The sequence below is a fragment of the Devosia sp. LjRoot16 genome, assembly GCF_964252795.1.
Classification (GTDB): Bacteria; Pseudomonadota; Alphaproteobacteria; order Rhizobiales; family Devosiaceae; genus Devosia_A.
Window position 1 is genome coordinate 1,570,489 of record NZ_CAXUPH020000001.1, and the last position, 13,489, is coordinate 1,583,977.

Below are 13,489 nucleotides of genomic sequence, written 5' to 3' on the forward strand. Positions count from 1 at the left end.
CGCCAAGACTGAGCGCCTAATGAAAATTCCGACCTGACGGCAGCGCAGCATACGCCTCGCGGTCGAGCTGTTCGCGGCGTCGGCGCTCGCCCTCGTCGCGGCCGGGTTGCGGACCGCTCCGCCCCTCGTCGTCATGCGCCATAACCCCGTTGCCGATGTCGAGGCCTTGTGCCAGGTCGAGCAGACTGGGGGTGAAATCGGTGAAGCTGCGGGAGACGAGATGGGTGACGAGGCCTTCGCGCTGCAGCTGACCCCGCACCGCCAGCAGGCGTGAACCGAGCACGACGCGGCGATTATTGTCGAAGGTCTTGTTCCACACGATGATATTGGCGATGCCGGTTTCGTCCTCCAGCGTCATGAAGATCACTCCGCTTGCCGTGCCCGGTTGCTGGCGCACCAGCACCAGGCCGGCAGTTTCGACGATGGCGCCGTTCGGTCTGTCGATCAGGTCGGCGCAGCGCAGGATGCCGCGCCGGTCGAGTTCGGGGCGGAGGAACCCCACCGGGTGCCCCTTAAGCGACAGCGACAGTGTCCGGTAGTCGTGCACCACCGATTCTCCCGGGGCCATCATCGGCAGGTCGCTCTCGGCATCGTCAGGTTTCGACACTTTCTTCGAGATCGCGAATAGCGGCAGCTGCTCAGCTCCAGCCACGCCGTTGAGCCCGCGCACCACCCAGAGCGCCTCGCGCCGGTTGAGCCCCAGCGAGCCGAAGGCGTCGGCCTCGGCCAGCTTTTCCAGCGTCGCCACCGGAATGCCGGTCCGCACCCAGAGGTCGCGGATCGAGGCGTAGCCATCACCGCGGCGGGCGACGATCAGGTTGGCATGATCCTGCTTCAGCCCGATGACCTGCCTGAGCCCCAGCCGGATCGCCTTGGTCGACAGGATATCGTCGCGCATCTCGGCATGTTGCTTCGCGAGCCGTTCGCTGGCCGGTGTGCCGTCTTCCAGCACATGCAGCCAGTCCGAGCGGTTGACGTCGGCGACCCGCATCTCGACTCCGTGCTCGACGGCGTCGCGGACGATCTGCGCCGGCGAGTAAAACCCCATCGGCTGGCTGTTGAGCAGGGCGCAGGCGAACACATCGGGGTAGTGGCACTTCATCCAGCACGAGGCATAGACCAGCAGCGCAAACGAGGCGGCATGGCTTTCCGGAAAACCGTAATCGCCAAAACCCTCGATCTGGGCGAAGCAGCGCCGGGCAAAGTCCTCGGCATAACCGTTGGTCTTCATGCCGCTGAGGAAGCGGTCCTTCAGCGTATGGATAGTGCCGTTGCGCCGGAATGTCGCCATGGCGCGGCGCAGCTTGTCGGCTTCGCCGGGGGTGAAACCGGCGGCAACGATGGCGATCTGCATCGCCTGTTCCTGGAACAGCGGCACGCCATAGGTGCGCTTCATCACCGCATAGAGGTCGGGAGGCATGGGTTCGATCTTCTCGAGTCCCTGCCGGCGCTTCAGATAGGGATGCACCATGCCGCCCTGGATCGGGCCGGGGCGGACGATCGCTACTTCGATGACGAGATCGTAAAACTCCACCGGCTTCAGCCGCGGCAGCATCGACATCTGCGCCCGGCTTTCGATCTGGAACACCCCGATGGTGTCGGCGCGATGCGTCATCCGGTAGACCGGGGCTTTCACGTGAGGCTGGGTTTCCTCGGCCATCAGCTGCGGCAGCGTGACATCGCGATCGTAATGCTGGTGCAGCAGCTCGAACGAACGGCGGAGGCAGGTGAGCATGCCGAGCGCCAGGATATCGACCTTGAGGATGCCGAGCGCATCGATATCGTCCTTGTCCCACTCGACGATGGTGCGGCTCTCCATCGCCGTCTTCGAAATCGGCACCAGGCTTTCGAGCGAATCGCGGGTGATGACGAAGCCACCGACATGCTGGCTGAGGTGGCGGGGGAAGGATTTCAACACCGGCACCACGTTGAACATCTGCGTCAGGGTCGGATCGTCGGGATCGAGCCCCAGCATCTTGATGCCCTTCAGATCGGCGGCATTGCCCCAGCCCCAATGCAGCTGGTTGAGCGCCCCGATGGTGTCGTCGGAAATCCCGAACACCTTGGCGGTTTCACGGATGGCGCTCTTCGAGCGATAGGAGATGACCGTCGCGGTCAGCCCGGTCCGCTCACCACCATATTTGTGGTAGACATACTGCATCACCTCTTCGCGCCGCTCATGCTCGAAATCGACGTCGATATCGGGCGGCTCGTCGCGCTCGGTGCTGAGGAAGCGGCCGAACACCAGGGTGACCTTGGTGGGGTCGACCTCGGTCACGCCCAGGCAGTAGCAGACCGCCGAATTGGCGGCCGAGCCGCGCCCCTGGCAGAGGATTTTCAGCTCATGCCGGGCGTAGCGCACCACATCCTCGACGGTGAGGAAGTAGGAGGCATAGCCCTTGTAGGCGATAAGGCAGAGCTCGCTCCAAAGGCTGCGCTTGATGTCGTCGGGGATCCCATCGGGATAGCGGTTATGCGCCCCTACCCAAGTCAGCCGCTCCAGCGTCTCCTGCGCCGTCTCGCCATTGCCGATGGTTTCGGTCGGATAGTTGTATTTGAGCTGGTCGAGGCTGAAGCCGATGCGATCCAGCAGCACCTGCGTCTCGGCGATTGCATCGGGATGTTCGGCGAACAGCCGGGCCATCTCGCTTGCCGGCTTCAGGTGCCGCTCGGCGTTCTGCTGCAGCCGGCGGCCGGCGGTTTCCAGCGTCAGGTGCTCGCGGATGCAGGTCACGACGTCCTGGACGATCTTGCGGTTGGGCTCGTGGTAGAGCACGTCATTGACCGCCAGCAGCGGCACGCCGGCCGCCGCCGCCATCGCGGCCAGCCGGTTGAGCCTGCTGCGGTCGGTGCCCTTGAAGGTCACGGCCGCAGCCAGCCAGACATTGCCCGGGCTGAGCTTGGCGAGGCGTTCGAGCACGGCGCCGGAATGTTCCCAGCGCGTCTCGTCGCAGTGGAGGATCAGCAGCTGGCCCTCGATGAAATCCGCGAGGTCGGCGAAGCTGAGCACGCATTTGCCCTTTTCGCTTTCCTCGCGGAGGTTGCCGCGGCTCAGCATGCGGCAGAGCCGGCCATAGGCTTCGCGATCCGAGGGGTAGGCGATGATGTCGGGGGTATCGTCGGCAAAGCACAGCCGGACCCCGACGACATAGCGAAAATCCGGCGCTTTATCTTTGAGGTCGCGATGCGCCACGTAGCCGCGCACCACGCCGGCAAAGCTGTTGCGATCGCAGATGCCGACGCCGCTCATCCCCAGCGCGATCGCTGCCGAGACCAGTTCCTCGGGGTGCGAGCCGCTTCGCAGAAACGAGAAGTTCGACGTCACCATCAGTTCGGCATAGCTGGGTCGGCTCATGCGAAGAACCCGTGCAGGAACCAGCGCGGCGCTTCGGCGGCGCCATAGAGCCCGATGCGGAAAATCCAGAAGCGCCGGCCGCCATCATCCTCGATGATGTAATAGTCGCGCACCGTGGTCAGCGGATCGAACGCCGCGAGGGCAGAAACATGCTCCGGCTCCCTGGGCTTCTGCGTTTCGGTTTTGGGGTCGTCGCGCGGGTCGCGCCGCTTGCTGCCACGCTCTGGCCCTTCCAGCACCTCGAGGTTTTTGCCCGAGCGCCACCACTCGGCTTCGATCCGCTCCGGCCCCGAGGCCTTGAGGATACGGTAAGCGATCCGCCGCCAGATGATCCGCATCGGCGGGCCATGCGGCACCTCCGCCATCACGTTGATCGGTTCCGGATTGGGCAGTAAGCGGAGCGGCCGCCGAAGTTCCGGATCGGGCAGCGCCTGAGGATCATCCTCGGTCTGGGCGATCACCGGCTCGAGCTTGGTGGCCCGCTCGGGGATGTGGGTGTTGACGAATTTCGAGCGGGTGAGCGCCAGCGGGCCGAGCCGGCTGGTCATCCGATCATAGAGCCGGTCGAGATCCTGTGCCCCATCCTGCACCTCGAACGCCCCAAGCTGAGTGCTCTGCACTTCGGACAGCGAGCTGGCCGCCAGCCGGATCATGTCGATACCGAACCCGGCGTCATATTCGCCTTCGAGCCGTTCGGAGCGGTGCACGAACAGCTGGGCGATATGGTTGGGGTCGCGGGTCGCCCGGCCGGCATTGATGGTGAGGTTCATCACCTTGTGGTCGACCCGATAGAGCAAGAGGTGAAAGGTCTGGGCCCCAAGGCCCTCGGCTTCGAGCCGCAGGCCGAGCTGGATGGCGAGGTCGCGCGCCGTCATCAGCACGTCGTCCATGTAGCCGATGGGTTCGGCGAAACGGCGCTCGGCATAATATTCGGCGATCGGCAGGCGTGGGGTGATCCGCTCTTCGATCCGGCCCAGCGCCTGGTCGAGCCGCAAAATCAGCGTTTCGCCGAAGCGGGCCTGCAGCGCCCGCCGATCCCGGCCATAGAGCTGGCCGATGGTCTTGAGCCCCATCTGGTTGAGCCCGGCAACCTGCGCCTCTTCGAGCCGCAAGCCGACGATCGGCAGGCTGTCGAGCGCCGCTTCGGTCTCGCCTTTGGGGACGATGCTGCCGGCGGAGAAATGCGCCAGGGCCCAGGCCGCCCCAACCGTATCGGCGATAGCGCCGGAGACGGTAAAACCGAGAATGCGCAGTCGGTTGACCAGCACCTCGAGCATTTTCTGTTCGCCGCCGAACAGGTGGGCCACCCCGGTGATGTCGAGCACCAGGTCACCATAGGGGGCCGCTGCCGTGTGCACGGCGACGATCGGGCTGGCGTTGGAATGCCAATCGGCAAAATCGGCGAACACCTGCTCAAGGTAAGCCCGGTCGATCTCGCGCACTTCCAGTTCCGGCACCAGCGCCCGTGCATCCGAGAGGTTCTGCCCGGAGATCAGGTTGGCTTTCGCCGCAGCCGCATCCACCGCGGCGAGCCGCATGGCGCCCTTCTGCTTTTCCCACAGGGCCAGCGGGCGCAACGATTGGGCGAGCGCCGGGTCAGCCCGCTTGAGACAGTCGGTGGCCCAGCGGGGCAGCGACAGGGCGAGATGGCGGCGCCGTTCGGTGAACAGCAGCTCCGGTGCGGCGTTTGGGTTCGACTGAAACGAAGCCATTTTCTGTCCAGTCCACAAGCATGGTCTTGCCTTCGGCGCGCTGCGTCTTGTCGCCGAGCCGGCCTTTTTCGATTTCGACCTGGAAGCGGGGAATTCCGGGAGCGCGCGGGTCGAACGGCAGCTCCCCGCTCATCGCTGGGGAGATGCGCCAGCGGAGCTTGGCGGCGCTCGCCTCGCGGCCCCGGCCATAGCGCACGAGGAAAGCCGAGGTCCCGGCGGCGGCGGCGCGGAGGCTCAGCCGGCGCGATACGGTGAAATCCAGCGCCTTGGGGTGGCTGGCGAGATCGGCGATGACCCCGGCAACCGCCCGGCAGGCAATGGCTTCTTCCATAGCCCAGAGCAGCTCGGTCATGCTGTCGATCCGGCCGATCACCAGCCGTGCCGGATCGATGCCGAACTGCACGAGCCCGGCGCCATAGGGCAGCCCGAGCTCCTGGCCTTCTCCCATGAGCTGCAGATAGAGCACCGCCTGTCGCTGCGAGGTCAGCAGCTGCCGGGCGAGCCCGAAAGTGAAGCCGAGCGCCGCGCCGCTCTGGCGCTGCTCATCGGCAAACACCTCGTGCAGCAGCCCATTGGGAGCAGCGAGCAGCTCGAGCGGATCGGCATTCTCGCCTCTATCATTGGCAGCTTGCCCCAGCCGCTCAGCTAGCAGCGCCGCGCCTTCGGCCAGCAGCGGGCGCTTTTCCAGGGCAGCAATTTTCAGTCGTAAGGCATCGAGATCGTGGCGTGCGAGGCCCGGCATCTGAGCCTCCCTGTTGTCAGTAATTAGAACAAACAGGGAACACCAGAGTCCGGTGAGGAGTCAAGCAGAAGAGTCCAGCGCACGCTGCGGTCACATCCTTGCGCTGCGGCAAGCGGGCACTTTCGCGATCGGGCGGGACTGCCTATGTTCCTCCTGAGCGCTTTCAGGAAAAGTTGCAGACTTTTCCGGTTCGAAAGCGCGACAAAATAAGAGCTGGAGCGTTTCGGCGTTTCCTTGAAACGGTGAAACACTCCAGTATCCGAAGGACTCCTCCCAATGTTCGATGCGTTGCGCTCCATCTTCCAGAGACCCGATGCCACTGTGCTCAGCATGGAGCCCAAACTGGCGGTCGCCGCCTTGCTGGTGCATCTCGCCGCCATCGACGGGCAGATCAGCGATCCCGAGCGGCAGGCGCTCGCGGGGACGCTGATGGATTATTACGGGCTCAACGAGACCGAGGTCAGCAAGTTGATCGTCGAGGCGACCAAGCGCGACCAGGAGTCGGTGGATTTCTACCGTTTCACCTCGGCGCTGAGCTCGCTGGATGAGGGCGAGAAGGTCGAGATCATCCGGATGATGTGGCAGGTGGTGTTCGCCGATAAGCGCAACCACGAGCTCGAGGACAATATGGTGTGGCGTATCGCCGAGCTGATCGGGGTATCGTCGCGCGACCGCACGGTGCTGCGCAACCAGATGGCGCGGGCCTGACGCGATGATCATCATCTCGACCACGCCGACGCTCGAGGGCCGGCCGATACGCGATTACCTCGGCATCGTCACCGGCGAGGTGATCGTCGGCGCCAATATCTTCAAGGATCTGTTTGCCGGGATTCGCGACATCGTCGGTGGCCGGGCCGGGGCCTATGAAGGGGCGCTGCGCGACGCCCGCAACACCGCGTTCGACGAACTCAGGGCCGAGGCGCAACGGCTCGGGGCCGACGCGGTGGTGGGGGTCGATATCGATTACGAAGTGGTCGGGCAGGCCGGCTCGATGCTGATGGTCTCGGTGTCCGGCACGGCGGTGCGGCTGTAGGGGCGCGCACCTAATCCTCATCCGCGGTGGTCATCCCCGCGAAAGCGCATATGCGCCAAGTCACGGTCGTGCCCCACCCACCGGCTGTCATCCCAGCGAAAGCTGGGACCCACCTATCCACTTGCGCTGCGGCGAGTTGGGTCCCTGCTTTCGCAGGGATGACACCGAGCTTGGGGCGCCGTCTGGTGCTGTCGCCTTAGCGCTGGATCGGAACATCTCAGGATGGGCCCCGGCCTTCGCCGGGGTGACTCCGTGGTGTGGAACGCTCAGCGCGTCCAGGCCTCGAACTTGCCGACATATTCCGGCTCATCCGTCTCGCAGTCGAAATCCTTCGCCTTGCTGTCGGCGGCCTGGCGCGCCAAGGCTTCGGCGTCTGAGTTGGCCAGCGCATCGACATAGGCGATGTGGCAGGTGGCGCCGGGGCTGATCCTGGTCACCACCAGCACCTCGCCGTCGGGCTTGCCCTCCTCGCCCTTGGTGAAGAAGCGGAGGATCGAGGCAAACGGCTTCCAGTAACCATCGGCGTTGGAAACGCGCCACTCGATCTTGTCGCCCAGCCGGTTGGGCGGCTGCAGCCGCTGCTTGGCCGCTTTCTCGGTGGTCGAGTTGAGGCCGTAGGAGACGGCCATCCGGAGGTCACTCTCGGAAACCATCACCGGCATGCCCTTGAGCCCGGTGCAGGCCCAGGTGGAACCGAAATCGTCAGACTGCATCACCGTGCAATCGATGTTGAGGTCGAGGTTGGTCTCGCTCGATTCGATCTGCTGTGCGACGGCGGGTGCGGCGAGCAAAAGCCCGACGGCGACATAAAGCGCACTGGCGAAAAACCGTCCCATCACGGCAAATCCTCCTTAAGGCTGCATGCCACCCGCGCATTCGTATGCCTTGCAATCATGGCCCCGGATAGGCCACAACCCGGCGAAATCGAAACGGTCACCGCTTCATGAAGCGCCGACCGTCTCTTAGTTTTCGTTTGTCGCGCTTCCGAACCGGAAAAGTCTGCAACTTTTCCTGGAAACGCTCAGGACCCTAAGGCAGACCCAATGAACATCGACGCGATCCCGATCGGCAAGAATCCCCCCGACGACCTCAACGTCATCATCGAGGTGCCGCTGGGCGGCGAGCCGATCAAGTACGAGATAGACAAGGCCTCGGGCGCCCTGTTCGTCGATCGTTTCCTCTATACGCCGATGCGCTATCCGGGCAATTACGGCTTCGTGCCGCACACCCTGTGCGGTGACGGCGACCCGCTCGATGTGATCGTGATGAACTCGCGGCCGCTGGTGCCGGGCGCGGTGGTGCGCTGCCGGCCGTTCGGCGTCTTGTTCATGGAAGACGATGGCGGCAAGGACGAGAAGATCCTCGCCGTGCCGGTATCCAAGCTCACCAAGATGTATGACGGGATCAACGACATCACCGACATGCAGCCGATCCAGCTCGAGCGGGTGAAGCACTTTTTCACCCACTATAAGGATCTCGAGCCGGGCAAGTGGGCCAAGATCGAAAAGCTCGGCGGTGTCGACGACGCCCGCCAGGTGATCCTCGAATCGATCGAGCGCGCCAAGGCCGAGAAGTAAGCTCAGTCGGGTAATCCTGGCGCAATGCTTGTCTCTCCAATTGTGAGTCCCATATCGGGGGCTCACCTTGGAGGACCGGATGAAAGCCGTACTGACCGCACTCGCCGCCGCCCTGTTGTCGACTGCCGGTGCGCTGGCGCAAAGCCCGACCGGCGCGGCGATCGAACAGATTCTGGTCGAGCGGATCGATACGGCCGAGCAGAATGTCGGCATCGCCGTCGCGGTGATCGAGAACGGCGCGCCGCGCTACGTCTCCTACGGTCATCCGGCGCTCGGTGACGTCGGGGCCGTCGACGAGCACACGGTGTTCGAGATCGGTTCGGTCACTAAGCTGTTCACCAATGTGCTGCTCGCCGAGCAGGTGCTGGCCGGCAAAATCGACCTCGATGCGCCGATCGTGAATTACCTGCCTCAGGGCATCGTGCTGCCTGAACGCGGCGGCAAGCAGATCACCACGTTCGACCTGGTAACGCATTCATCGGGTCTGCCCTCGGTGCCGCCGGGGCTCGGCGCGGCCAATCCGGCCAACCCCTATGCCGGCTATGGGGCTGCCCCGCTCTATCAGTTCCTTCAGAGCTACCAGCTGCCGCGCGATATCGGCGCGGAGTTCGAGTACTCCAATATCGGCCTGGCGCTGGTGGCGCAGGCCGTCGAGCAGGTCACCGGCAAAAGCTATGCGAGCCTGCTCGACGAGCGGATCTTTACCCCGCTGGGGATGACCGAGACGGCGCTGACCACCACACCCGAGCTCGAGCAACGGCTGGCGCATGGCCACGACGCGGCGCGCAACCCGGTGAGCAACTGGGACCTCGAGGTGTTCGCCGGCGCCGGGGCGCTGCGTTCAACTGTTGCCGATGTCAGCAAGTTCATTGCCGCGGCAAGCGGGGCGGTGCCGTCGCCGCTCGATCCGGCCTTCGCCATCATGCTGGAGCGGACCCGGCCGTCCGACCCGAGCGGCGGCAAGGTCGGGCTCGGCTGGTTCACGCTCACCCACCCCGAGGGCGAGATCGCCTGGCACAACGGCATGACCGGCGGCTACAACGCCTTTGCCGGCTATGATCGGCAGAGCCGCAAGGGCGTGGTGGTGCTCTCCAACATGGCGAGCACAGTGGGGATCGAGGATATCGGCTTCCACCTCCTCGCCGAAAACCTGCCACTGGCGCCGATGCCGAAGCTGCGCCAGGCGGCCGAGATCGATCCGGCGCTGCTCGACCGCTATGTCGGCAAATATGCCCTGACCCCGGCCTTCGTGCTCGAGGTGACGCGCGAGGGCGACGGGCTGTTCGTGCAGGCGACGGGGCAGGAAAAGCTCCCGGTATTCGCCGAGAACGAGACGACGTTCTTCTACAAAGTGGTCGATGCGCAGCTGAGTTTTGAACTCGGCGCCGACGGCAAGGCGGCGAGGGTGACGCTGCGCCAGGGCGGTTACAATCAGGCCGGTCAGCGGATTGAATAGTGACCCCTTGAAACTGTGAAACCGGGTTCACATATATCGGTCAACGGTTGGATCGGGGCGCTGTCCCTCCCGGCGACGCGATCCCAGCCAATGAAAGGCGCTCCCCTAACGGGTTGAGCGCCTTTCTCTTTTTCAGCGCATAGGAGGGCAGCAATGGGCGGACGGATCGTCATCCTCAACGGTACGCCGCGGGCCGGGAAATCTTCGATCGCGCGGGTGCTCATGGCTCAGCTGCCGGGGCGCTGGGTGAACCTCGGCGTCGACCGAATGAACGCGGCGCTGCCCAAGGACATGCTGCCGGGGATCGGGCTTCGGCCCGGCGGTGAGCGGCCGGACCTCGAGCCGACCGTGGTGCGGCTTTATGCCGAGCTCTACGACGAGATCGCCGAACGGGCAGGCGCCGGCGAGGACCTGGTGGTCGATGTCGGCCACCATGACAGCTACTCGCGGCCACTCGGCATTCTCCCGGCGTCGGCGCGGCGGCTCAGCGGCTTGCCGGTGCTGTTCGTCGGGGTGCGCTGCCCGATCGAAACCATCATGGCGCGCCGCAATGCCGACCCACAGGGTGGGTTCTACGTAGCAGGTGACGGCGTGCCGGAGCCGGTGCGGCGCTGGCAGGAGGCGGTGCACCAGCCGGGGATCTATGATCTCGAGGTGGACAGCTCAGTGATGACGCCGGAGCAGTGCGTTGCGGCGATTGCGGTAGTGCTGGCCGCGCCGGCGAGGCCGAGTGCGTTCGAGCGGCTGGCGGCAACTAGCGCCGGCGCGGGCTGACCCCCACCCCTGTCCCCTCCCCGCAAGGTGGAGGGAGACCCTCACACCAGCATCTCAGTTTGCGTCTCCCTCCCCCTTGCGGGGAGGGATCAAGGGTGGGGGTCCACAGCCACCGGCGTTCGCGGCTTACAGCCCCTAAGGATACCCCGCATGAGGCACGGCAACCCTGGTGCTGAACACCCGGCCGGTGGGCTTGCTGACATCGACGCTGCCGGTCCACTCGTTGGCAACCATGTAGAGCGTCTTGCCATCGGGGCCGCCGAGCATCACGGCAAAGCACATGCGGTCGAGCTCGAACTTCTCGACGATCTCGCCGCCATCGCGGATGCGCAGCACAGTAGGGCCGGTGGAGGTCCAGATGGCGCCTTCGGCATCGGCGCAGATCCCGTCATTGCCGTACTGCCCGACATTGCCCCAGAGCCGGCGATTGGAAAGGCTCCCGTCCTCGGCGATGTCGAAGGTGGTGAGGTTGCCGTTGAACGATTCGGCGCAGACCAGCGTCCTGCCATCGGCGAGAATCGCCATGCCATTGGGGAAGGCGAGGCCCTCGGCGACCTTGCGGCTCGTGCCGTCGGGTTCGACCAGCGCGATGAAGCCGGGGCGGAACTCGCCGCCGGGGAAATCGAAATCGACATTGTTGACGTAGATGTGGCCGGCCGGGTGCACGGTGATCTCGTTGCAGCCGCGCTCCGACAGGCTCGAGAGATCGGCAAAGCGGGCAAAGCTGCCATCGGGCTGGCGCAGCTGCAGCTCGTTATCGGCGGCGTGCACCAGCAGCATGCGGCCATCGGGCAGCCAATCGAACGAGAAGGGGAGCGAGGCCACCTCCGCCTCGACCGTCGAGCGGCCGTCGGTGTCGATGGTGTAGAGCTTCTGGCCGACCCAGTCGGCGAACCAGAGCTTGTTATCATGCCAGCGCGGGCATTCCCCGAGCAGGATTCCATCCATCAGCTGGGTGATCTCGGTCATCGCTAAACTCCCTGATTGCTCTCAAAACAATGTCGGGCGAGGCGCGGCCATTTCGACAGGTCCGCAAAAGAAATCGGGCGCCGGAGGGGGATCCGGCGCCCGATTGGTTCAATGATTCACGTGAAGCAGTCGGGGGTTAGTGCCCGCCCATGCCGGCCATTTCGGGGTTCGCCGGCGGCTTCTTGACGAAGAAGGCCGCGACAATGGCGAACAGCGAGATGATGGCGCCGGTCATGAAGCCGGTGCGGATACCGGCGGCGAGCGCCGTCACCGGCTCGGTGCCGGCCGCCGTCAGCGCCGCCGACTGGATGGTCATCAGCGCGATGAACAGCGCCACGCCGGCCGCACCCGCCACCTGCTGGACCGAGCCGAGGATGGCCGAACCATGCGAATAGAGCTGCATGGGAAGCGAACTCAGCGACGCGGTGAACAGCGGCGTGAACATGATGGCGAGGCCGATGCAGAGCGCGATATGGCCGGCGAGGATCACCCAGATCGATGTCGACTGATCGACCAGGGTCAGGCCCCAGAGCACGGCGCTGACGATGATCGAGCCGGGCACCAGCAGGCGCGTGGCGCCCCACTTGTCGTAGAGCCGGCCGACGATCGGGCCGAGCAGACCCATCATCAGGCTGCCCGGGAGCAGCATCATGCCGATCTGCAGCGGATCGAGCTTGATGACGTTCTGCAGGAACAGCGGCAAGAGGATGATGACGCCGAACAGCGACATCATGGCGATCGCCATCATCACCACCGACAGGGTGTAGTTGGTGATGGCGAAGGCGCGGAGGTCGAGCAGCGCCTTATCCTTGAGGCTGAGCTGGCGGAACACGAACAGCACCATGGCAACGAGCCCGACGCCGAGCGGTATCCACGGCGACATGCCGTGCTCGCCGGCGGCAGCGGCTTCGCCGAAGCCGGAGAGGCCGTAGACGATGCCGCCGAAGGCGAAGACCGACAGCACGACCGAGATCAGGTCGAGCGGGGTGGAGCGCGGGGTCGAGACGTTCTTCATCCGCCAGGCGCCCAGCGCCAGCGCCGCCAGCGCAATCGGCAGCACCAGGATGAACATGAAGCGCCACTCGAAGTGAGTGAGGATGAAGCCGCCGATAGTCGGGCCGATGGCGGGCGCCACCGACATGACGATCGAGATGTTGCCCATGGTCTTGCCGCGCGATTCGGGCGGCACCAGCGTCATCACCGTGGTCATCAGCAGCGGCATCATGATCGCCGTGCCGACGGCCTGGATGACGCGGCCGAACACCAGGAGCTCAAGGCCCGGCGAGACGGCGCAGATCAGCGTTCCCACAGAGAAGATCGCCATGGCGAGCATGTAGATCGGCCGGGTGTTGATGCGCTGCAAGAGGAACCCGGTGATCGGAATCACCACTGCCATGGTGAGCAGGAAGGCCGTGGTCAGCCACTGCGCCGCGCTGGCAGTGACGCCCAGATCGGTCATCAACGGCTGGATCGCCACGCTCATGATGGTTTCGTTGAGAAACACCACGAAGGTGGAGACAAGCAGCAGCGCGATCACCAGCCGGTTGCGGGCGGCGGTGGACGAATCGACCGGCGCAGCGGCGGCAGTCGACGGAATATCGGTCATCGTTTCGGAGGTCATTTGTGGCCTGCCTTGCGGTGAGAGGAAACAAAATCGGGGAGGCTGAATGGCACGGATGGGGTGGCGGCGGCCAGCCCGCAGGGCGCATAGCGCCCGTGCAGGGGCGCGGCTATTACCGACGGGGTCATAGGGAAATCTCCTTGGCTTTCACCAGTACGACGAGCGACCGGTGGCGAAATCGACAGCGTGCGCCGCAAAAATAGTTAAGCGGCGGATTAAGCGTTGATGAGGCAAGAGTCAATGTCGGGGC

Annotated in this window: 11 protein-coding genes; 5 read left to right on the forward strand and 6 right to left on the reverse strand. The window is 64.8% G+C overall.

The genetic code is table 11. From position 1 onward, the window contains the following. Positions 1-16 precede the first annotated feature (16 nt). From ACSQ23_RS07360 to ACSQ23_RS07370, 3 genes are read right to left on the reverse strand one after another with little or no spacing between them, the layout of a single operon-like run. Positions 17-3,355 (reverse strand): error-prone DNA polymerase, encoded by a 3,339-nt coding sequence (locus ACSQ23_RS07360; protein WP_436090209.1) that lies wholly within the window; start codon positions 3,353-3,355, stop codon positions 17-19. Continuing rightward, on the reverse strand, positions 3,352-5,067 hold the full coding sequence (locus tag ACSQ23_RS07365; protein WP_436090210.1) for a Y-family DNA polymerase: 1,716 nt from the start codon (positions 5,065-5,067) through the stop codon (positions 3,352-3,354). Before ACSQ23_RS07365 ends, ACSQ23_RS07360 begins: the two co-directional genes overlap by 4 nt. Further along, complete coding sequence (locus ACSQ23_RS07370) at positions 4,952-5,809, reverse strand: ImuA family protein (RefSeq protein WP_436090211.1); 858 nt, start codon at positions 5,807-5,809, stop codon at positions 4,952-4,954. Before ACSQ23_RS07370 ends, ACSQ23_RS07365 begins: the two co-directional genes overlap by 116 nt. 276 nt (positions 5,810-6,085) lie before the next feature. Here ACSQ23_RS07370 and ACSQ23_RS07375 point away from each other — a divergent pair, with 276 nt between their 5' ends. Both ACSQ23_RS07375 and ACSQ23_RS07380 read left to right on the forward strand, forming a co-directional pair. Further along, positions 6,086-6,517, forward strand: a complete 432-nt coding sequence (locus tag ACSQ23_RS07375) for a TerB family tellurite resistance protein (protein ID WP_436090212.1) — start codon at positions 6,086-6,088, stop codon at positions 6,515-6,517. Positions 6,518-6,524: 7 nt separating this feature from the next. After that, positions 6,525-6,842 carry a heavy metal-binding domain-containing protein gene (locus tag ACSQ23_RS07380; RefSeq protein ID WP_069911756.1) on the forward strand — a complete coding sequence of 106 codons (318 nt, stop codon included), beginning with the start codon at positions 6,525-6,527 and terminating at the stop codon, positions 6,840-6,842. A gap of 266 nt (positions 6,843-7,108) precedes the next feature. Here the strand turns inward: ACSQ23_RS07380 and ACSQ23_RS07385 are convergent, their stop codons facing one another. Next, complete coding sequence (locus tag ACSQ23_RS07385) at positions 7,109-7,678, reverse strand: hypothetical protein (RefSeq protein ID WP_055874705.1); 570 nt, start codon at positions 7,676-7,678, stop codon at positions 7,109-7,111. A 207-nt stretch (positions 7,679-7,885) separates the two neighbouring features. Here ACSQ23_RS07385 and ppa point away from each other — a divergent pair, with 207 nt between their 5' ends. The 3 genes from ppa to ACSQ23_RS07400 all read left to right on the forward strand — a co-directional run bounded on the left by ppa (position 7,886) and on the right by ACSQ23_RS07400 (position 10,649). Then, positions 7,886-8,419, forward strand: a complete 534-nt coding sequence (ppa, locus tag ACSQ23_RS07390; RefSeq protein WP_055874708.1) for an inorganic diphosphatase — start codon at positions 7,886-7,888, stop codon at positions 8,417-8,419. A gap of 79 nt (positions 8,420-8,498) precedes the next feature. Beyond that, positions 8,499-9,875, forward strand: coding sequence for a serine hydrolase (locus ACSQ23_RS07395; RefSeq protein WP_436090213.1), 1,377 nt, complete (start codon positions 8,499-8,501; stop codon positions 9,873-9,875). Between the two features lie 153 nt (positions 9,876-10,028). Further along, positions 10,029-10,649: a chloramphenicol phosphotransferase CPT family protein gene (locus tag ACSQ23_RS07400; protein ID WP_436090214.1), complete on the forward strand. Its 621-nt coding sequence runs from the start codon at positions 10,029-10,031 to the stop codon at positions 10,647-10,649. Positions 10,650-10,784: 135 nt separating this feature from the next. Here ACSQ23_RS07400 and ACSQ23_RS07405 read toward each other — a convergent pair whose 3' ends face one another. Next, complete coding sequence (locus ACSQ23_RS07405) at positions 10,785-11,618, reverse strand: SMP-30/gluconolactonase/LRE family protein (RefSeq protein WP_436090215.1); 834 nt, start codon at positions 11,616-11,618, stop codon at positions 10,785-10,787. Between the two features lie 136 nt (positions 11,619-11,754). Continuing rightward, positions 11,755-13,239 carry an MDR family MFS transporter gene (locus ACSQ23_RS07410; RefSeq protein WP_055874721.1) on the reverse strand — a complete coding sequence of 495 codons (1,485 nt, stop codon included), beginning with the start codon at positions 13,237-13,239 and terminating at the stop codon, positions 11,755-11,757. Positions 13,240-13,489 lie beyond the last annotated feature (250 nt).